A 21,898-nucleotide genomic window follows, 5' to 3' on the forward strand; every position below is an offset into this window, starting at 1 on the left:
ATGAATTTACCGCAAATACATAACGTCTATTTTATCGGAATTGGAGGCATCGGAATGAGTGCTTTGGCCCGTTATTTTAAAAACATCGGGAAAAATGTAGCCGGATATGATAAGACACCGACGCACCTTACGGCCGAATTGGAAGAAAGTGGTATTGCGATCCATTTTGAGGATAATGTGTCTTTGATTGACGAAGCTTTCCGAAATAAAGAAAATACGCTGGTGGTGATTACGCCGGCAGTTCCAAAACAGCATGCGGAATGGAATTATTTTCTGGATAACGGATTTGTGGTTAAAAAAAGAGCGGAAGTATTGGGAATCATTACCAAAGATACCTTTTGCTTTGCGGTAGCCGGTACACATGGAAAAACCACAACCTCCAGTATTTTGGGACATGTGTTGTATGAAAGCGGCGTCGATATGACAGCCTTTTTAGGTGGAATTGTGGAAAACTATAATTCCAACCTGATTGGAAACGGAAAAACGGTAACCGTAGTGGAAGCCGATGAGTTTGATCGTTCGTTTTTGCATTTACATCCGGATATCGCTTGTGTGACGTCGATGGATGCGGATCATTTGGATATCTATGGCGACAAAGCTTCGATTGAAGCTTCTTTCGTGGAATTTGCGAATAAAGTAGCCGATAAAAAACAACTGTTCGTGACCAATGGACTGCCAATCGAAGCGATAACGGTAGGAATTGAGGACGACGCACAGTTTACGGCAAAAAATATACGAATTGTAGACGGTTGGTATGTGTTTGATGTAGATACGCCTACCGGTGCAATAAAAGATGTGAAGTTCGGATTACCCGGCCGACACAATCTGACGAATGCTTTGTTGGCATTGGCGATGGCAAAAACCTACGGGGTTTCCGATAGCAATATCGCCAAAGCCCTGTTGAGTTTTAAAGGTGTGCGAAGACGTTTTTCGTTCCAGATTCGCAAACCGGAGTTTGTGTATATCGACGATTATGCGCACCATCCGACCGAAATCAATGCGGTACATCAGGCGGTTCGCGAATTGTATCCGGGGAAAAAAGTACTGGCGGTGTTTCAGCCGCATTTGTACAGTAGAACCCGCGATTTTGCAGATGATTTTGCCAAAAGTCTGTCGCAATTTGATGAAATCCTGTTATTGGATATTTATCCGGCGCGGGAATTGCCAATGGAAGGAATTACCTCCGAATGGTTATTAGGGAAAATCGAAAACAGTACCAAAAAACTGATTTCAAAAGAAGTCCTGATTCCGGCACTCGAAAACAGCGATGCACCGGTAATTGTAACGATAGGAGCAGGTGATGTGGGGGAAATGGTACCCGATATTCGAAAAGCATTAGAAGTAGTAAAAAAATAACAAAACGATGAAAAAAATAAAATGGACAGATGTAAGATTGGTACTCATGATTGGAGTAGTGATTTTCCTGTACTCATTTTCATCGAAGCGAAATGAAACCCGTTATCTGCAAAAAACAGAGGTTCGGTTTAAAGGTGAAAACAACCTTTTTATCACGCCGGAAACGGTTGATAACTTGTTAATACAAAATTTTAACAAAGTTACGAGCATACGGAAAGATAAGCTAGATTTGAATAGATTGGAGCATATTCTCGACAGTAATGAAATGATAGCCAAAGCAGAGGTCTTCGCCACTATTGACGGGACTTTAGAGGCAGTCGTAACACAGAAAACACCGGTAGCACGGGTCGATGACGGAGAGCGTTCTTATTATATTGACTATGAGGGAAATCAGATGCCGTTGTCGGATAATTTTGCAGCACGGGTTCCGTTAGTTTCTGGTGAAATAAACACCGAAAACAAAGGCAAACTGACCGAAGTACTCCGGAAAATTTATGACGATGATTTTTTGAAAAAAAACATCACCGGGATACAAATTTTGCCCACAGGAAGTCTGATAATGACCAACCGGAATTACAATTATCAGATCCTTTTCGGAAGAACGATAAATGTTGACAAGAAGTTTGACAACTATAAGGCCTTTTTTCAACATGCGATAAAAGACACCCTTATCGGGAATTATAAAACAATTAATCTGAAGTTTACACAACAAGTAGTGTGCACCAAATATTAGAGTATGGAAAAAGAAAGTATTGCAGTAGGTTTGGATATTGGGACAACCAAAATTGTCGCCATGATCGGCAAGAAAAATGAGTACGGCAAATTAGAAATTTTAGGGGTTGGAAAATCCAAAAGCCTTGGTGTGGCGCGCGGAGTTGTAAACAATATTACGCAGACAATTCAATCCATTCAGCAGGCCGTTTTGGATGCAGAGACGGATTCGGGATATAAAATCAACGATGTGGTAGTAGGCATTGCCGGTCAGCACATTCGCAGCATTCAGCACAGCGACTATATCAGTCGTCACAATCCGGAAGAAGTGATTGGCGATGCGGATATTGACTTATTGATCAATCAGGTGCACAAACTGGCCATGTTGCCGGGAGAGGAAATCATCCACGTGTTACCACAGGAATTTAAAATCGACGGACAATCGGAAATCAAAGAACCTATCGGGATGTATGGTGGCCGACTGGAAGCGAGTTTCCACGTGGTAGTGGGACAGGCATCTTCGATCCGTAACGTGGGACGATGTATTAAAAGTTCCGGTTTGGATTTGTCCGGTTTAACATTGGAACCATTGGCATCGGCTGATGCGGTGTTAAGTCAGGAGGAAAAAGAAGCCGGTGTAGCGTTGATTGATATCGGAGGCGGGACAACCGATCTGGCCATTTTTAAAGACGGTATCATTCGCCATACGGCAGTAATCCCATTTGGAGGAAATGTGATCACCGACGATATTAAAGAAGGTTGTTCGATTATTGAAAAACAAGCCGAGTTATTAAAAGTAAAATTCGGATCCGCCTGGCCGGGTGAAAACAAAGACAACGAAATTGTTTCGATACCGGGATTACGAGGACGCGAACCGAAAGAGATATCGTTAAAAAACCTTTCGAAAATCATTCACGCCAGAGTGGTGGAAATTGTAGAGCAGGTTTTCGCGGAGATCAAAGCCTACGGGCATGAAGATCCGAGAAAAAAACTGATCGCCGGAATTGTATTAACAGGAGGCGGTGCTCAGTTAAAACACATCAAACAATTGGTGGAATATATCACCGGAATGGACACCCGGATCGGTTATCCGAACGAGCATCTGGCTGGAAATTCCGACGAAGAAATCTCCAGTCCGTTATATGCCACGGCAGTGGGATTGGTGATGAACAGTATCCGGAATAATACGAAAAGTGCAACGCCACTGGCCGAGATTAAAAAGGAACAACCAAAAGTGGAAAGCAAACCACAACCAGTGCGAATCGAACCGGAGCCGGAAGTGATAGAAGAAGAAATAGCAGCAGCACCGATAAAGCCAATTAATGTAAGAAATGACGTAGATTCAGAATCTACCAAAGAAAAGATCAAAAGAGGCTTTTTTGACAAGTATATAGATAAGATTAAGGAATTTTTAGATAACGCAGAATAAAACCGATACGATATGAACAGCAACTCAGAATTTGGAAGTATTGCATTTGATTTGCCAAAAAACCAATCAAATGTGATTAAAGTTATTGGTGTAGGTGGCGGTGGTAGTAATGCCATTAACCACATGTTTAAACAAGGGATTAAAGGAGTAGATTTCGTGGTTTGTAATACCGATTCACAGGCATTGCAAAGCAGTTCGGTTCCGAATAAAATACAACTTGGCGTTAACTTAACAGAAGGGCTTGGCGCCGGAGCGAATCCGGAAGTAGGACAACAGTCGGCTTTGGAAAGTATCGAGGAAATTGAAAAAATGTTGGACGTAAATACCAAAATGGTATTTATTACGGCTGGTATGGGTGGTGGAACCGGAACAGGAGCCGCACCGGTAATCGCACAATTGTCCAAAGAAAGAGATATCCTGACCGTAGGGATTGTAACGATTCCATTCCAGTTTGAAGGGAAAGTACGTCAGGAACAAGCCTTATTGGGAGTAGAAAGACTTCGCAAACAGGTGGATTCATTAATCGTTATCAACAACAATAAATTAAGAGAAGTATACGGTAACTTAGGATTCAAGGCTGGATTCTCCAAAGCGGATGAAGTATTGGCAACCGCTTCACGAGGAATCGCCGAAGTAATTACGCACCACTATACGCAGAATATCGACTTAAAAGATGCGAAAACCGTATTGTCCAACAGTGGAACCGCTATTATGGGATCGGCTGTTGCAAATGGTGAAAACAGAGCAAAAGATGCGATTGTGGATGCATTGGATTCTCCGTTGTTAAACGACAATAAAATTACCGGTGCTAAAAACGTATTGTTATTGATTGTATCCGGAACCAACGAAATCACGATTGACGAGATCGGAGAAATCAACGACCATATCCAGGAAGAAGCGGGGCACAATGCCAACATCATCATGGGGGTTGGTGAAGACGAATCGTTAGGGGATGCTATCGCAGTAACCATCATTGCTACGGGATTTAACGTAGAGCAACAGGCGGAAATCGTAAATACAGAGCCAAAAAAAATTATTCACACCTTAGAGGGTGAACAAAAATTGGTTCAGGATTTATCGGCAACCGGATTTGTACCGTCATTTGACTTCTCAACTCCGGTTGAAAAAGCAACCGCACAAGCGATGATCAACGATATTATTGCTGAACAACCGGAAGAAAAAATCGTTTTCGCTTTAGAAGAAGTGGAAGAAGAAGTATACGAAAAAAAACAACCGGAAGCAGTAATTGAAGACGAATTGCCATCGGCTGATTTTATCAATAACCTGGATGTATTTTTCGAAATCGTTTCACCGGTAAAAGAGGAAGCTCCGGCTCCGGTTATGAGAGATGTACGCGAAATTGAGGTGATCGAGCCGCAATATGTGTTGCCAAAAGTTGAAGAGCAAATCGCCTTTTCATTCGACTTACCGGTAACAGCAGCTCAGGACAGAGTTGTTTTCGATCTTAGCAATGAAACCAAAGACATCAAAGTAAACCAACCGGTACAGGTGGTTCCGGTAACGGAAGTAAACCAGTCGGGAGTGGTGAAATACTCTTTGGAAGATTATATGGAGAAAGAAAACGAATTATTAGCTTCCAAAGCGGTTGAACCGGTAAAAGAAGAACCGGTTGCTGAAGAGTTAAACTTTACGATGCGAAAAGTGGAGCCGGCTCAGGTACAATCCAGCTTTGACGAGATTTCTCCGGTTGAGATGACCATCGAGGAAACCTTGCGAATGAGAGCCGAAGAGCGTAAAAGAAAAATGAAAGAGTTCAACTACAAATTCAATAACAGTGCATCACGCGTTAATGAATTGGAAAAAGAACCGGCATATAAAAGAATGGGAGTTGATTTAAACGCCACTTCTGTCGATAATAGTAAATCGCGTATGTCATTGGGAATGGATAGTAACGACGACTTACAGTTGCGTTCGAACAACTCTTTTCTACATGACAACGTAGACTAACTAACCTATATTTGAGAAACCTTTAACCCGAAATCAAACCCGATTTCGGGTTATTTTTTATATCTTCGCAAAGCATACCGGAATAGCGAATGTCATACAAATGGCATTCGCGAAATCACTTTTCCGGATAAATAAACGAAAATTAAACCATTAAAATATGAGCTTACAGACTAAGATCATGGACGAAATGAAAACGGCCATGAAAGCTAAAGATACCGTAGCGCTAGAAGCCTTACGTGCCATAAAATCAGAAATCTTATTAGCACAGACTTCCGGAGCGGGTCAGGAATTAAAAGAAGAAGACGAAATAAAAATATTACAAAAACTGGTAAAACAACGAAAAGACAGTGCGGCTATTTTTAGCGAGCAGGGTCGTGCGGATTTAGCAGAGCCGGAATTGGCTCAGGTTGCCGTGATCGAAAAGTTTTTACCGGTGCAATTGTCTGAAGCAGAAGTAGAAACAATTATAGCAAAAATTATTGCCGACGGTGGATTTTCCGGAATGGGAAGCATGGGACAGGTAATGGGCGCAGCCTCTAAAGAATTGGCGGGTAAAGCCGACGGAAAAACAATTTCAACAATTGTAAAAAAGCTGCTGACATAATTTGCAAAAATCAAATCAGATTGTTTTCTTTGCAATCGGATTAATAATGGCCGCGTAGTTCAACTGGATAGAATATCAGATTTCGGCTCTGAGGGTTGGGGGTTCGAACCCCTCCGTGGTCACAAAAAAGCCTGCAAAATTTTTGCAGGCTTTTTTGTTGGACAAAATCAACGGCAAATTTATAGGTGAAATCTTGTTTTTATGGCACTATTGTTTACATATTCTATACTGTAATTCCTTGAAAAATAGTTTTTTAAACGCGAAAAAAAGTGTAGTTTTGGGAAAACATAAAGCCTTATGAAGTTTTCGTTAGCCTGCCTTTTTAGTTTGCTTATTTCTCTTTCCGGACTTGCTCAAGTTCAAAAAGCAAGTCAGAATAGTGATCCATTTTTCCATATTGATTCCGTATTAACAAGTGTTTTAAAAGACCAGCATATTGCCGGTTTTGCGGTAGCGGTGGTAAAAGGTGATCAAGTGATTTACAGCAAAGGTTTTGGCTATCGCGATGTCGAAAACAAAAAACCGGTCACAACCAACACCCTTTTTGCGATCGGTTCCAGTAGTAAGGCTTTTACGGCTTCCTTATTAGGGCTTCTTAGAAAAGAAGGCAAGTTGACATTCGAAGATAAGGCCGTCGATGTGCTACCGCAGTTGCAATTTTATAATGATGAAATGAATAATCAGATTACTCTAAGGGACCTGATGGCGCATCGATCAGGATTGTCCCGGTATGATTCGTCGTGGTTTCTATTTAATACCAAAGATAGAGACAGCATTATTGCACGTGTCAAATATATGCAACCTAAGGTGGGCGTACGCGAAAAATGGTTCTACAACAATTTTATGTACCTGGCGCAAGGGATGATTGCAGAACGATTTAGTGGCAAGACATGGGAACAAAATATTCAGGAAAAGTTTTTTACCCCATTGGAAATGACCCGTTCGAATACCGATATTAAAACGTTTCAGAATGATAGCGATGCCGCTTTGCCCTATACGCTAGAAAAAGATAATACGATTAAAAAGATCGATTATTACAACATTAACGGAATGGGACCGGCAGGAAGTATCAACAGTAGTGTAAACGACATGGCCAACTGGTTAAAGGTTTGGATTAACGACGGATCTTTTAAAGGAAAAGAAATCGTACCAAAAAACTACATCACCGAAGCGATGAGTTCTCAAATGGTTATGAGTGCTGATCTGCCGGATAAGCATAGCGATATTTTTTTAGCCAATTATGGTTTGGGTTGGATGATCGGTTCCTATAGAGGACACTACCTAGTAGAACATGGCGGAAATATTAACGGGTTTTCGGCGAATGTTGCCTTTTTTCCTTCGGATAAGTTAGGGATCGTTGTCCTGACAAATCAAAATGTATCGAAAGTTCCGATGATAGTTTGTAATTCTATTGCCGATAGAATGCTCAATTTAAAACCGGAAGACTGGAATGGCGAAGTAAAAGCTGCTGCGGCAGAAAAAGCACTTCAGGTAAAAAAGGAAACTAAAAAGATGCCCGCCCCAAATACAAAACCATCCCATCCTTTAAAAGAGTATACTGGTTCTTACACGAATCGGGCCTACGGAACCATTAAAATAACCTTTAACGGTAAGGATTTGTACACCAGGTTAAAAGGCGAAAAAATCATATTCAAACACTTTCATTATGATGTTTTTGATCCAAGAGCGATCGATAAAAATGGGAAAGTGGATACCGATCAAAGTGATTTGATGTTTAATTTTACTACAAATGTAGAAGGTAAAATCCAGGGGATCGAACTTTTTCTGGATGGTAACGAAAAACCGGTGCTATTTGATCGGGATGCCGACAAAAAATAAAAAGCTAATTAGTTGCTGAAATTATGTCAGAACACTACAAAAAGACAGTCATAACCCTGAGCGTTTTTCTAATCCAATTACTTGTTTTTGGGCAGGAAAAGCAGATAAAAGATATGGATAACGACGGTGTAAAGGATACGATTAAGTTTAATAGAGCCGAATTAACAATAGTTTGTAAGCTATCGACCCATAATTTCAAACCGTTGTTAAGTAAGCAAATTAAGACTATAGGCATGAGTTATTCAGCGGGTATAGAAACGACCCGGAACGGCTTTACGTTTTATATTGATTATGAGAATGGAGGATTTAAAAATCGATTTCGATACAACCCCAAAACAAAAAAAGTCCAACTGATAGGGATAAGTCTGTATGAACATGAAAAAGACAAAAAGCAGGTTGAGGCGAAATCAAACGTAAATTTACTTACAGGAGACTTTATAGGGAATACAACTTTTTACGGAGTTGAGAATTTGCGAACGATTAAAGCAAAAATGCATTTCAAGACAATTAATCTGGGAGATTTTAGCGACAAAACATTTTTTGATTACAGTGAAAGATGTAGGGAATTATATGAAAAGACAAAGACTATTAATTAAAATAAAATGATACAAAAAGTAGTCAAAATACGTGTTATAAAGTACCTTGTTTTATTACAAACCAAACTTCTTTTTAAAATCGGTAGCAAGGTCAATTTTCATACCTAAGGTAAAAACACTGTTTTCGCGTATTCCGGAAGCGATGCTACCGGTCGAAATCCGTTGTTCGCTATAAAATTGAACGAATGGTACCGGTTGGTAGGTAATCCCGGCAATAAAATCGTTTCGTTTAAAGCCTCTTTCAACAGGAAGCTGACCGTTCAAAATCGGAATATGGGAAGTTATCGGGGCATAATGGTTGTAACCTGCCAAAATTGCCAGTTTGCTAAATTTATATTTTCCAAAGATTTCAAGACCTTTTGCGTCGAAAACAATCGTAGGTGTTATCGTATTTCCTTGAAGATCGGTGTAATTACCTTGCGTGAAATCCCCGTTTTTTTGAAGTACTCCTACGATACTGAAATCCACTTTTGATCCGATAAATTTACTTCCTATGGCCATATAAATGGGTTGTCCGTTTAGCCCTACGATTGTTCCGCTGTTGATTAGATTTTCGCTTACATACGCTTTGTTAAAGGCCGCACCTATAAAAAAATCGGATGCAATTTCCAATTGTGCTGATAACCCAAAACCATCCACAAAAGAAGTATTGTTTTGGCCGCGCGCCTGAATTTGTCCGCCAAACCGAAAAGAGCCTATTTGATTCCGGTAAATTATCGATTGATCCGCACGACCCGTTCCGTTTTCACCACCATCGGTTCCACCGATAAATGTAGCCGATGCCCGCGCGCCAAAAACACTAAACCGGTCGGTATAAGCCGTGATATCGCGATACACACTCCATTGTTTTCCAATGGTAATCGTACCAAATTTGTTCAGATCGAGACCTAAATAGCCCAAACGATTTCCGAACACCTGTTTGGTTTGTACCGATTGGACGTTTTGATAGCCACCGGTAAGACCACCGTCGGCACTAAAAGAAGTATTGCCGTGAAACAGATTTACCTGTACTTCGACACCGGCAATAAAAGCAATCGTTTCCTTTTTTATTTTTATCTCGGCACCTATTCGGGAGGCATTCTCCTGAAGTTCCATTTTGTTGTTATAAATAGCTGTATGCCCCCTAAGACTTGTATACGGTCGGAACGCTATTTCGATGGAATCTTTTGATTGCTCTTGCGCATAGAGCGGTTCCATAAAAGCGAATGCGATTAAAAACAGTAGTATAGGATTGATTTTAGTGATTTGCATTTTAAAGAGGAACGGTTTTAATTAAAAAAGGCTCTTAGTCTTTGAAACAGATTTTTATTGGACTCGGTTTTGGGAGCATGAGCTTCATGGACAGCATCACTTTTTTCGGGACTTTTAGCATTTTTATCTTTCTGTAAACTTTCGGAAATAGCCGCTGCGTTTTGCTGATAATAGTCTGAAAAACACTGATTCAGCTCGTGAATTAATGGATTTTCGTCCTGATATTTCTGAACAATTGTATGTATGGACTGGAGTCCGGTAAGCCAATTTTGATATTTTTTCCGGATATACGCTTCGGAATCGGCAATGTTCTGTGGAACAAAATAAAAACTGGCCGGATGATTTGTAAGCGTTTGTTTGAAAAAGATATTCATAAGCTCCGTAAAACTACCGGTACGGATAGCGAGATTTTCACCCTTTTCAGTATCATCCCAGTATTCACTCATAATCCAGACCTTTGGATTGTCGCCTTCGGCATAAATTAGAGAGATATAATCATTGCGACGTTCGGAAATAACGAAAAAATCCTCTTTTGGAGGCCTCGCATTATTTTCGAATACTTCGTTTGCAAAGTTGTTGATATAATCCAAATCCTCAAAAGCCATGTTTTCAGCATCCATAAATTCAAACAAAAACTTTTTTCCAAGGCTTCTCAGATAGGCTTCATAAGCCAAAGGAATTGGCCCTTTTTCACTTCTAAGGGTATTGATTTCGGCTTCACTACAGCCAACAATTCCGCTACGGGAATCGATTGCTAATAACACTAAATATTTTTTTAAGGTTTCAAAATAGTCATGGTAGATTTTTGTCATCGCAATAATGAGAAGATTATATTAATATTTGAAAGAGATACTTACAAATATATTGAAAAGCGAAATACCTTGTGATATCGGATAGGACTATAACGGGAAGAATAAATTTTGTTTTACGGGAATGAAACGGTAAAGGGAGCGCGCCCTTGATAGAAACAAATAAAAATCATTTCTTTGTAAGAATCCGTAACATACCCTTTTAATCTCCTGAAACGATTGCTATGATAGCACTTTATTTTTTAGTGGCGACATCCACAGAAGAAGCCGATTTGCGCGCAATGTGGAGTGTGATGGCAATTGTGCTGATGATCCTGTTATTTTATGGGATCCGATTGTTAGAACTAGTGTATGCTTACTTTTGTAAAAAGCCTTTTTACGTTCATTTGTATCTTTTTCCAAAGCGATTAACGAATGAACAATTATTTGTATTGCAAACGCAATTTCCGTTTTATCAGAAATTGACACCCAGGTACCAGGCCTATTTTGAACATCGGGTAAGGCGTTTTATTTTAAAATACCGGTTTATCGGTCAACAAGGACAACCAATTACGGATGAAGTCAAAGTGTTGATTGCCGCCACGTCGGTGATGCTCACTTTTGGAATGCGCAACTACCTGTATACCGTTTTTACTAAGATTGTCGTCTTTCCGTCAAAATACTATTCGGCAGCCACTCAGGCGTATCATATTGGGGAATTTAACCCGGCATTAAAAACAATCGCTTTTTCCTGGGAAGATTTTGTAGCCGGTTATCAGGATGCGCACGACAACCGCAATCTGGGATTGCATGAGTTTAGCCATGCACTGCATTTTCAGTGTGCTAAAAGCCATCATGTGAGTGCGATACTATTTGAAAAAATGTTTGTAAAAATCTTACAGGAATTAAAAAATCCGGAGTATAGTGAGCAACTCCGGGAATCGGGTTATTTTAGGGCATACGCTTTTGAAAACCGGTATGAATTTCTGGCCGTATTGCTGGAACACTTTTTTGAAACCCCGGAAACATTCCGAAACCATTTCCTGGTTTTATATGATCATATTCAAAAGATGATTAATTTTAGAGATCGTTAAACGTGAATTGAAAAAACAACAAAAAGATGCGGAAATGTTGTGACTACATTATCAGATATTTAAAATTCTAAAAATAGTGTTAAATTAAATTTAATGTAGTGACGAATACAGTATTTAAAAATTAGCTTTGTTGTTTATACAAATAAAGCAATACAAAAAAACTACATTACGATACTATGAAAGGTAAACATATTGTATATCTCGTTCTGATTATAGTGTTGGGCGGAATGATATTCTATCGCGTTTCGGCTAATAAAGAAAAAGGGGATGGCGGTAAAAAAGGCGAAGGTAAAAACGCTACAAAAGTCTCCGGAATTGTGTTGAAACCACAGGTGTTTTCCGATAATTTATCCTTGTCGGGTTCCATTGAGGCCAACGAACAGGTGGAAATCAGAAGTGAAGTTTCCGGAATCGTGGAAAGTATCAATTTTAACGAAGGAACTCCGGTAACTCAGGGACAGGTGTTGTTTAAAATTAACGATAGCGAACTGCGGGCGCAACTGGCGCAGGCCAAAACCCAACAGGCATTGGCTGCCGAAAACGAAAGAAGAGCCCGCTTGTTATTGCAAAAAGAAGCCATCAGTCAGGAAGAATACGATACGGCCAACGCCACACTGCGTTCTACTCAGGCGCAAACCCAGCTGATTCAGGCGCAATTGGCCAAAACCAGTGTAAAAGCTCCTTTCTCCGGAAAAATAGGACTACGGGCGATTTCAAAAGGAACCTATGTCACGCCAACAACCGTAGTGGCAAACCTGGTCAACATGAATCAGGTAAAAATCACCTTTTCAATACCGGAAAAATACGCAACCCAAATGAAAAAGGATGCGACGATTTCGTTTACGATAGCCGGATCAAAAGACGTCTTTAAAGCCAAAATATATGCCATTGAGCCGGGTGTGGATGTTGCGACCCGAACGCTTCAGATGCGCGCACTGGCACAAAATCCGGATGGGAAATTACTGCCGGGAACCTATGCCGATGTGGCACTTCCGCTGGAAAGCATCAACGATGCCTTGTTAGTGCCAACCGAAGCGCTGATTCCAATTCAGAACGGTAAAAAAATATTTATAGCCGAAAAAGGTAAAGCCAAAGAAGTTGTTGTAGAAACCGGACCGCGTACGGCCAAAGATATCCTGATCACATCGGGCTTAAAAGTGGGCGACACGGTACTAACCAGTGGAGTGATGACTCTTAAGAATGATATGCCGGTTAAAGTCGCGATCAAAAACTAATGCGAAGCCTCACCTCTTAAAGCACTGAAACATGAGTTTATCTACGACAAGTATCAAAAGACCGGTTTTAACGATCGTAATCAACCTGATGTTGATTTTGTTCGGAATCATCGGATATACCTATCTGGGTGTACGGGAATTCCCGTCGATAGACCCGGCACAGATATCCGTTCGAACCAGTTATACCGGAGCCAATGCTGATATCATCGAATCGCAAATTACCGAACCGCTCGAAAAAGCGATCAACTCGATCGACGGGATTCGAAATATCACTTCCTCCAGTAATCAGGGAAGTAGTAATATCACGATTGAGTTCAACCTTGATAAAAATCTTGAAGAAGCCGCAAATGACGTACGGGACAAAGTATCCCAGGCGGTACGAAGCTTGCCACAGGACATCGATGCGCCGCCGGTAGTTTCGAAAGCCGATGCCGATTCGGATCCGATCATTACCATGACGGTTCAGAGTGATAATAAAAACGTACTCGAACTAAGTGATTATGCAGACAATGTTATTGCACAACGGTTACAAACCATTCCGGGGGTAAGTAGTGTACAGATTTGGGGACAACGAAAATATGCGATGCGTTTGTGGATCGATCCGGTAAAACTGGCGTCCTATGGTTGTACGGTTTCCGATGTGCGCGATGCACTAAACAAACAAAATGTAGAACTCCCTTCAGGGAAACTAACCGGAGATAATACCGAACTTACGGTAAAAACGATCGGAAATTTATCGACCGAAGAAGAATTTAATAAAATTATCATTCGTGCCAATGGTGATAACATCGTTCGTTTGAGCGACGTTGGAAAAGCCTCTCTGGAAGCCGAAAACCTGGAAACTAAACTGAGCGATTCCGGTCAGCCGATGGTTGGTTTGGCGATTATTCCACAGCCGGGAACGAATTATCTGGACATTGCCGAAAAATTTTATGTGCAATACGACCAGCTCAAAAAAGACTTACCGAAAGATTTTAAACTGAATATCGCCATCGATAATACAGTTTTTGTAAAAAAAGCGATTTTGGAAGTAGCCGAAACCCTGTTGTTATCGGTTATTCTTGTAGTATTGATCATCTATGTGTTTTTCCGGGATTGGGCGATTGCCTTCCGACCGTTGATTGATATTCCGGTATCGCTGGTCGCGACCTTCTTTATCATGTATATTTTCGGATTCTCGGTTAATGTATTAACCCTGTTAGCGATCGTTCTGGCAACCGGATTGGTAGTTGATGACGGTATCGTAGTAACCGAAAATATCTTTAAAAAAGTAGAAGAAGGAATGTCGCCGATTGAAGCGGCTGTAAAAGGTTCCAACGAAATCTTTTTTGCTGTGATCTCGATTTCGATTACGCTGGCCGCGGTATTTTTACCGGTAATTTTCCTCGAAGGATTCGTAGGACGTTTGTTCCGGGAATTTGGAGTGGTGATCGGTGCGGCGGTATTGATATCGGCCTTTGTATCGTTAACGTTAACCCCAATGTTAAATGCCTACCTGATGAAAGGAGGCGAACAGAAAAAAACAAAATTCTATAAGCTGACGGAGCCGTACTTTGAAAAAATGAACAAAGGTTACGCTGCGTCACTGGTAAGCTTTCTAAAACGCAAATGGTTGAGTTTTCCAATTTTGATCGGATGTATCGGATTGATTGTGCTGTTCTTTAAAACTTTACAAAAAGAAACGGCACCGTATGACGATCGTAGTTATATCACCATGCGGGTAACCGCACCGGAAGGAGCGACCTACGATTATATGGATCGTTTTATGAGTGAATTAACCGATTTGATTAATGACTCTGTACCGGAGAAAAAAGTTAGTTTGATCATCACATCACCCGGATTTGGATCGGCTTCTGTAAATAGTGGTGTGGCGCGTTTGTCATTGGTAGAACCGGATCAGCGAAAACGATCCCAAAAAGAAATCACCGACGATTTATCGAAATGGACCCGACAGTATTCCGAAGCCAAAGTAGCGGTTTCCGAATCGCCTACAATTGCTGTAAACCGTAGAGGAGGACTTCCGATACAATATATTATTCAGGCACCAAACTTTAAAAAACTGGAAGAAAAAATTCCGGAATTTATGGACGAAGTGGCCAAAGATCCGACGTTCTCGATTACGGATGTAAACCTGAAATTCAACAAACCGGAGATTTATGTGAGTATCGATCGTGAAAAAGCGGAGAGTATGGGGATTTCGGTTATTGATGTAGCACAGACCTTACAACTTTCATTAAGTGGTCAGCGTTTTGGTTATTTTATGATGAATGGAAAACAATACCAGGTAATGGGGCAATTCGACAAAAAAGATCGTAGTGCGCCAATGGATCTGACATCGATGTTTGTACGTAACAAAGACGGAAAGCTAATTCAGTTGGATAACGTAGTGAAAATTGAAGAGCAAAGCAGTCCGCCACAGCTTTACCATAACAACCGCTATATGTCGGCTACCGTTTCGGCGGGATTAGCACCGGGTAAAAGTCTTGGTGATGGTATCGAAGCGATGGAACGGGTAAAAGCAAAAGTGCTGGACGATACTTTTACAACCGATTTGGGTGGAGAATCCCGTGACTTTGTGGAAAGTAGTTCGAATACATCATTTGCTTTCGGACTAGCTTTATTACTGATTTTCCTGATTCTTGCCGCGCAGTTCGAAAGTTTTATCGACCCGTTTATTATTATATTAACCGTTCCGATGGCGGTTGCCGGAGCCTTATTTTCGTTATGGCTATTTGGTCAGACGTGGAATATATTTAGTCAGATTGGTACGATTATGCTAATCGGACTGGTAACGAAAAATGGTATCCTGATTGTCGAATTTGCGAACCAACTCCGGGAACAGGGTAAGAGTAAATACGATGCGATTGTTGAAGCCGCCGAATCCCGTTTACGTCCGATTTTAATGACCAGTTTGGCCATTGCATTAGGTGCGTTGCCGATTGCGTTATCGTTGGGAGCTGCTTCGCAGAGCCGTATGGGAATGGGAGTGGTTATTGTGGGAGGGACCATCTTTTCGTTAATATTGACATTATTTGTGATTCCGGCGATTTACCTGATGTGGTCGAGAGCGCGTAAACACCGCCCGGAGTTTGATACTATTAAAGACTAATTATGAAACAGTATCTGTTCGTTATATTTGCAATTGCAACGACAAATCTGGTACAGGCACAGGAAATGCTTACAGCCAAAGAAGCCGTTGAGATCGCGTTAAAAAACAATTACGACATTCTGATCGCGACAAATCAGGCGAAGATCAGTGAGAAAAATGTAGGGATTGCCAATGCCGGAATGTTGCCAAGGTTGGATGCGACGTTGACCAAAAATAACAACCTGCAAAATTCAACGCAAACACAGGCCGATGGTACACAAAGAGAACTGAATAATGCTAAAAACAACAGCTTGAACTATGGTGTTACTTTGGGTTGGACCATATTCGATGGTTTACGCATGTTTGCACGCTATGATCAATTAAAAGAACTTGAAAAACAAGGAGAAACACAATTAAAATCGGCTATTGTAACCAAAGTGGCCGATGTGTTGTCAACCTACTATGATTTGGTACAACAACAACAAATGCTGGCTACGTTGGATACTGCCGTTGTGATTTCGAAACAACGATTGCAAACAGCCGATAATCGTTATAAAATTGGAAAAGCATCCAAATTGGAAGTTTTAAATGCTCAGGTCGATCTCAATACCGACGTAACGAATCTGGTTAAGCAAAAGCAATTGTATGCCAATACTATAACCCAGTTAAACGAATTACTCGTTCGCGACCGAACCACGACGTACCGAGTTGAAGAAACCGTTCACATTGATAGCAAACTGGAATTAAAAAACCTGATGCGTTTGGCAGAAAAGCAAAATCCGGATATTCAGTTGGCTATTATTAATAAAAGAGTCGCCGAACTGGATTTGAAACAGGTGAAGGCTAATAGGTATCCTGTGATCAAATTAAATACGGGTTATAATTTTGCCGAAACGGAATCCAGTCTTGGTTTCGTTACCCAATCTTCTTCCAAAGGATTTAACTATGGATTAAGTGCGACTCTGAACATTTTTAACGGGTTTCTGCAACACCGAAACGAAAAAATTGCAAACCTTCAGGTTGAGAATACACAATTTCTTTTGGACAAACAAAAACAAATCCTGAATACACAATTAACGACCGTATTTCAATCCTATCTGACCAATTTGGAGTTAAAGGAACTGGAGGCAAAAAATGAAGATATAGCGCGCCAAAATCTGGATATTACCCTGGAAAAATTCAGAATAGGAACGATTACTACAATAGAATTCCGAAACGCCCAATTAAACTACATTACTGCCCGAACCCGTCATAATGCGGCGCGTTATCAGGCGAAAATTTCAGAAGTAGCTTTAAAAGAACTAACCGGATCAGTAACATTTTAATGAATATATAAAAGATTACAGAATATGATTTTTGTCAATGTTTTTGTAAATTTATAAGGTTAAATTAGCTCATAATCAAAAACATATAGTTATGAAACATCGTGTTCCTGTATCGTCTATTATGACTAAAAATGTGGTTAAACTCAATCTTACTGATGATTTGACCAAAGCCGAAATGCTCTTTAAAAAAAATAACATCAGACATATACCGGTGGTGAATGGAAATAACATCATTGGAATGCTGAGTTATACCGACTTGTTACGTATTTCGTTTGCCGACGCTGTAGACGATGACGAAGAAATTATTGATACTACGGTGTATAATATGTTTACAATCGAACAGGTAATGGCTAAAAGACTGATTACCATTGCTCCCGAAACGACCATTAAAGAAGCGGCCGAAATATTGGCAACAAAAGAGTTTCATGCTTTGCCGGTTGTTGAAGGGGATTTGTTGGTTGGAATTGTGACAACTACTGATTTAATTAAATATTTGATACAACAGTATTAATTTTAATAAAATACGGAATAATATTCAAAATAATTGTTAATTTTAATTAATCAAACAATTAATTGGATATTATGAAAAAAACTACTCAAAAGAATTTTTTGGCCGTGTTAACACTGGCTTTACTGGGACTGACAGCTTCTGCGCAGGGGTTTTATACAAATGGTGGACTCACTACGGGAACGACAACCGCTAACGGTTCGACTACATCACCGGCGGGTTATACCTGGAGTGAATTGCAATCGGTAGGAGGTTCGACAAATACTAATTTAGGGTTTGGGGCTATTTTTAATACTGCCGCTACCACGAATTTACGTATTGCAGATAATTTTACAGTAACATCTACCATGAATCTGACAACAGTGGATTTGTTCTGTTATCAGACAGGTTCTACAGGAACAACACCTCCGATTGATCAGATGCGTGTTCAAATCTGGAACGGAGACCCGTCTTCAGGAACGGCTACCGTAGTAGCGGGTAATATGACTGCTAATATCTACAATGCTGCCGGTAGTGGTGAGGCCAATATGTACCGTATAGGGAACAATACACCGGGTACTACCCGTAAAATATGGCGCATTAGCGGAAACCTTACTGCGACATTGGCTCCGGGAACTTACTGGGTCGATTTCCAGGTGCATGCGACAAATGATGGCTCTATCTTTTTCCCGGCTGTAACCATTCCAGGTGCGCTTACAGTTGCAGGCTCGAATGCAAAACAGTATAGTGGTACGGCTTGGGCTGGAATTGTAGATGCCGGATCGACTCAGGCGATGGATATGCCTTTTATTCTGAACTATCAGGCTTTCTTAGGAACTGAAAGCTTTATAACGAATAATAAAATGCTGTTATATCCGAACCCGGCTACAAATGTGTTACATCTTAAAGTAAATTATAATGCGACTCAGGCAGTTCCGGGGCGTGTTGAAATTTATGATTTGAAAGGGGCAAAAGTACTGGATCAGAAATTGGTTCTGGCGGAAGCAGATAATTACCCTGTAAATGTTGAGTCATTAAACAGAGGAGTGTATCTTGTGAAGACTTTTGATGTCGATAATAACGAAATCGTAAAAACAAAACTGGTAAAAGAGTAATTGTTTTAATATGATCAAATAAAAAAGCAGCCTTTTCGGGCTGCTTTTGTTTTTATAATGCGGTGATCTTTTTTAAATCGGCAATCGTTGCAATGGGATCGGAAGCTTTAAAAACGTAGCTGCCGGCTACCAGTACATCGGCTCCGGCTTCAATAAGCTGTCGGGCGTTTTGATTGGTTACACCGCCATCGATTTCGATTAAGGTTGAAGCATTGTTGCGGGTAATGATTTCTTTTAGCTGTTTTATCTTTTTATAGGTATTCTCAATAAATGACTGACCGCCAAATCCGGGATTAACACTCATCAGGCATACCATATCGATGTCGTTGATCACATCTTCCAGTAAAGCGACATTCGTATGAGGGTTTAAAGCAACACCGGCTTTCATGCCTTCAGCTTTTATGGCTTGTAACGTACGGTGTAAATGGGTACAGGCTTCGTAATGAACTGTAAGAATATCGGAGCCAAGATCTTTAAAGGTTTTAATATAACGGTCCGGATCGACAATCATCAGGTGAACGTCTATTGTTTTACGGGCATGTTTGGTGATGGCGTCTAAAACCGGCATTCCAAAAGAGATATTAGGGACAAAAACGCCGTCCATAATATCAATATGAAACCAGTCGGCCTCACTGTTGTTGATCATTTCGATGTCGCGTTGCAGATTGGCAAAATCGGCTGCAAGGACAGAAGGGGCAATTATGTTATGTTTCATTGTGTTGTGTTTGTTTGCAAAGATAACGAAATGTTGGATTATGATTGTTGGAGAACGAAAGAATTGCTAAAGAAGAAAAAGGGTGAAAAAACAAAACTCCGGTAATCAGCCGGAGTTTCAATCATCAATCAAAAAACGAACAGTTATTGAAACTGTTGTTGCGTTCAATATTTTTAGTACGAATGTTCAATTTTATAAAGATAATAAACATTCTGTTTTTTCCTAATTTTTATCCTAAATATGTTTTTAGGATTTTACTTCTGGATGTATGTTTTAATCTGCGGATCGCTTTTTCTTTAATCTGACGTACACGTTCACGAGTCAGGTCAAAAGTTTCGCCGATTTCTTCCAGTGTCATTGGGTGTTGATCACCTAAACCGAAGTAGAGACGAACCACATCAGCTTCACGAGGTGTTAAGGTTTCTAACGCTCTTTCGATTTCAGTACGTAGCGATTCGTGAATCAATTCCCGATCCGGGTTTGGTGATTCACCGGAACGCAATACGTCGTAAAGGTTAGAGTCTTCTCCTTCAACTAACGGAGCATCCATCGACAGGTGACGACCGGAGTTTTTCATACTCTCCTTAACGTCATTAACGGTCATGTCCAGTTCTTTTGCGATTTCCTCTGCAGAAGGAGCGCGCTCGTTAGACTGCTCTAACAAAGCATACATTTTGTTGATCTTATTGATCGAACCAATTTTGTTTAAAGGAAGCCTTACTATACGGGATTGCTCCGCTAAAGCTTGTAAGATCGACTGACGAATCCACCAAACGGCATAGGAAATGAATTTGAAACCACGTGTTTCATCAAAACGTTGTGCCGCTTTAATTAACCCCAAGTTACCTTCGTTGATCAAATCGGGTAAAGTCAAACCTTGATTTTGATATTGTTTAGCAACCGAAACCACGAAACGTAAGTTAGCCTTGGTTAATTTTTCTAAGGCTCTCTGGTCTCCGGCTTTAATTCTTTGTGCTAATTCTACCTCTTCATCAGCGGTAATCAAGTCAACTTTTCCAATTTCTTGTAGGTACTTGTCTAAGGAAGCAGTTTCACGGTTAGTAACCTGCTTGGTAATTTTAAGTTGTCTCATTTAAGAATCTCCTCTTTTTAAGTATTCAGTAATTATACGTAACCGGTTGTGAAAAAGTTACACAATTTTTAAAAATATTTTAAAATAGCGTAAATTCTGTGTAAAGTGCTTATTTTTAGTAGGTTGGTTTTGGTGTTTGCAGCATTTGACTACCACTTATCAGACAAATATTGGTAGCCTTTTAAAAATCGATGGTGATCTCGTTTTTTAAACGCTCGATGTAGAAATCAATTTTGTGTAGTGATTTGTTGAAAAATTGTTTGCGGTCTTTGGTGCCGGATACATTCAGCGACTTGGAATTTTTAATCTGATTTAAAAAGAACCGTAATGTTCCGGAACAGGTTTCGGAATCGTCGGTTATAAAATAACCCAACATAGTATATGGAATGAACAACGATTGTCTCTTATTGTCTGTTAGTAATACATTGTTATTTAAAATTAATAATTCGTTATAATAGATAGTGTACAACGGATCGTTCAGGCATTTTTTTTCTGCTTTGTATATAATGGCTTTTAAATCGTCGTATAATGCAATTGCATTTTGTAAGTTAACCAGTCCGGCTTCGAAGAAATACAGGATTTGTTGTAGTGTACTATTGATAGTGGTATCGTTCCAGATTTCATGAACTTCAACGGATTCATATACCTTTTTTAACGCTTGTGTATATTCGGATAACTGACCGTCGATTGAAAATTTCTCGAACGATTCCTGATTTTGATCCCCATTTAGAAGATTCATCCATACATATAGTTTGAATTTGGACAATAAGGTACCATCGGCGGTATAAAAAAGCGGGATGTCTTTGGCCGAATAATACATTTTGGTTTCGGAAAGAGACGTGAATAACTGTAATTTTTCGGACGAATGTTTGAAATACGCAATCATATCGGTCATGGAATGGATCTCCTTTGTTTTTTCCACAATTACTTTCCGATCCTGAAAAAACAATTTATCCATAGAGATTTTATAATGCCTGCAAAGGCTAACGGTTTCCTCGATGGTAAATTTACTTTTCTGAGAAATACGACGATGTGCGGCATCATAACTGATATTCAAAACAGCGGCGAGCTCACTGATAAGTGAAGCCTGATCTGGAAACTGCTTCCGAATGGCTCTTAAAAGGATTTCCTGTTCTTTCATGTTTTGCGATAATCACAAATTTAAAACTTTTAATTAGTATTAATTACAATTTTATATGTGAAA

Annotated in this window: 18 protein-coding genes and 1 tRNA gene; 14 read left to right on the plus strand and 5 right to left on the minus strand. The window is 40.1% G+C overall.

Annotation, left to right across the window (positions count from 1 at the left end; all coding sequences use genetic code 11):
• The 8 genes from murC to E6C50_RS05440 all read left to right on the plus strand — a co-directional run bounded on the left by murC (position 1) and on the right by E6C50_RS05440 (position 8,503).
• The gene (gene murC, locus E6C50_RS05405) at positions 1 to 1,356 is read left to right on the plus strand and encodes a UDP-N-acetylmuramate--L-alanine ligase (RefSeq protein WP_136402196.1); all 1,356 of its coding nucleotides are present in this window, start codon (positions 1 to 3) and stop codon (positions 1,354 to 1,356) included.
• Between the two features lie 7 nt (positions 1,357 to 1,363).
• A complete protein-coding gene (locus E6C50_RS05410) occupies positions 1,364 to 2,089 on the plus strand; it encodes a cell division protein FtsQ/DivIB (protein WP_136402197.1) in 726 nt (241 codons plus the stop codon).
• A gap of 3 nt (positions 2,090 to 2,092) precedes the next feature.
• Positions 2,093 to 3,496 (plus strand): cell division protein FtsA, encoded by a 1,404-nt coding sequence (ftsA, locus tag E6C50_RS05415; RefSeq protein WP_136402198.1) that lies wholly within the window; start codon positions 2,093 to 2,095, stop codon positions 3,494 to 3,496.
• A 12-nt stretch (positions 3,497 to 3,508) separates the two neighbouring features.
• On the plus strand, positions 3,509 to 5,464 hold the full coding sequence (ftsZ, locus tag E6C50_RS05420; protein ID WP_136402199.1) for a cell division protein FtsZ: 1,956 nt from the start codon (positions 3,509 to 3,511) through the stop codon (positions 5,462 to 5,464).
• 157 nt (positions 5,465 to 5,621) lie between these two features.
• Positions 5,622 to 6,068 (plus strand): GatB/YqeY domain-containing protein, encoded by a 447-nt coding sequence (locus tag E6C50_RS05425; protein WP_136402200.1) that lies wholly within the window; start codon positions 5,622 to 5,624, stop codon positions 6,066 to 6,068.
• 48 nt (positions 6,069 to 6,116) lie between these two features.
• A tRNA-Arg gene (locus tag E6C50_RS05430) sits at positions 6,117 to 6,190 on the plus strand.
• Positions 6,191 to 6,365: 175 nt separating this feature from the next.
• Entirely contained in the window at positions 6,366 to 7,907 is a 1,542-nt protein-coding gene (locus tag E6C50_RS05435; protein ID WP_136402201.1) for a serine hydrolase, read from the plus strand.
• A 23-nt stretch (positions 7,908 to 7,930) separates the two neighbouring features.
• Positions 7,931 to 8,503, plus strand: a complete 573-nt coding sequence (locus E6C50_RS05440; RefSeq protein WP_136402202.1) for a hypothetical protein — start codon at positions 7,931 to 7,933, stop codon at positions 8,501 to 8,503.
• Positions 8,504 to 8,557: 54 nt separating this feature from the next.
• Here E6C50_RS05440 and E6C50_RS05445 read toward each other — a convergent pair whose 3' ends face one another.
• Together E6C50_RS05445 and E6C50_RS05450 are read right to left on the minus strand one after the other, a co-directional pair.
• Positions 8,558 to 9,754, minus strand: a complete 1,197-nt coding sequence (locus E6C50_RS05445; protein ID WP_136402203.1) for a porin — start codon at positions 9,752 to 9,754, stop codon at positions 8,558 to 8,560.
• A gap of 17 nt (positions 9,755 to 9,771) precedes the next feature.
• Positions 9,772 to 10,566 carry a hypothetical protein gene (locus E6C50_RS05450; RefSeq protein ID WP_136402204.1) on the minus strand — a complete coding sequence of 265 codons (795 nt, stop codon included), beginning with the start codon at positions 10,564 to 10,566 and terminating at the stop codon, positions 9,772 to 9,774.
• 221 nt (positions 10,567 to 10,787) lie between these two features.
• Between E6C50_RS05450 and E6C50_RS05455 the strand changes: the two genes are divergently transcribed.
• The 6 genes from E6C50_RS05455 to E6C50_RS05480 all read left to right on the plus strand — a co-directional run bounded on the left by E6C50_RS05455 (position 10,788) and on the right by E6C50_RS05480 (position 18,886).
• Entirely contained in the window at positions 10,788 to 11,636 is an 849-nt protein-coding gene (locus tag E6C50_RS05455; RefSeq protein ID WP_136402205.1) for a zinc-dependent peptidase, read from the plus strand.
• Positions 11,637 to 11,812: 176 nt separating this feature from the next.
• Positions 11,813 to 12,871, plus strand: coding sequence for an efflux RND transporter periplasmic adaptor subunit (locus tag E6C50_RS05460; RefSeq protein ID WP_136402206.1), 1,059 nt, complete (start codon positions 11,813 to 11,815; stop codon positions 12,869 to 12,871).
• A gap of 31 nt (positions 12,872 to 12,902) precedes the next feature.
• Positions 12,903 to 15,980 carry an efflux RND transporter permease subunit gene (locus E6C50_RS05465; RefSeq protein WP_136402207.1) on the plus strand — a complete coding sequence of 1,026 codons (3,078 nt, stop codon included), beginning with the start codon at positions 12,903 to 12,905 and terminating at the stop codon, positions 15,978 to 15,980.
• A gap of 2 nt (positions 15,981 to 15,982) precedes the next feature.
• Entirely contained in the window at positions 15,983 to 17,284 is a 1,302-nt protein-coding gene (locus E6C50_RS05470; protein WP_136402208.1) for a TolC family protein, read from the plus strand.
• A 91-nt stretch (positions 17,285 to 17,375) separates the two neighbouring features.
• Positions 17,376 to 17,795, plus strand: coding sequence for a CBS domain-containing protein (locus tag E6C50_RS05475; RefSeq protein ID WP_136402209.1), 420 nt, complete (start codon positions 17,376 to 17,378; stop codon positions 17,793 to 17,795).
• A 71-nt stretch (positions 17,796 to 17,866) separates the two neighbouring features.
• On the plus strand, positions 17,867 to 18,886 hold the full coding sequence (locus E6C50_RS05480) for a T9SS type A sorting domain-containing protein (protein ID WP_136402210.1): 1,020 nt from the start codon (positions 17,867 to 17,869) through the stop codon (positions 18,884 to 18,886).
• Positions 18,887 to 18,938: 52 nt separating this feature from the next.
• Here the strand turns inward: E6C50_RS05480 and rpe are convergent, their stop codons facing one another.
• From rpe to E6C50_RS05495, 3 genes are all read right to left on the minus strand, one after another.
• A complete protein-coding gene (gene rpe, locus E6C50_RS05485; RefSeq protein WP_136402211.1) occupies positions 18,939 to 19,601 on the minus strand; it encodes a ribulose-phosphate 3-epimerase in 663 nt (220 codons plus the stop codon).
• Positions 19,602 to 19,830: 229 nt separating this feature from the next.
• Positions 19,831 to 20,694 carry a sigma-70 family RNA polymerase sigma factor gene (locus tag E6C50_RS05490; RefSeq protein WP_020212501.1) on the minus strand — a complete coding sequence of 288 codons (864 nt, stop codon included), beginning with the start codon at positions 20,692 to 20,694 and terminating at the stop codon, positions 19,831 to 19,833.
• A gap of 181 nt (positions 20,695 to 20,875) precedes the next feature.
• Positions 20,876 to 21,835, minus strand: coding sequence for a hypothetical protein (locus tag E6C50_RS05495; RefSeq protein ID WP_136402212.1), 960 nt, complete (start codon positions 21,833 to 21,835; stop codon positions 20,876 to 20,878).
• Positions 21,836 to 21,898 lie beyond the last annotated feature (63 nt).

The sequence above is a fragment of the Flavobacterium supellecticarium genome (assembly GCF_004801375.1).
In the GTDB taxonomy this organism is placed as follows: domain Bacteria; phylum Bacteroidota; class Bacteroidia; order Flavobacteriales; family Flavobacteriaceae; genus Flavobacterium; species Flavobacterium supellecticarium.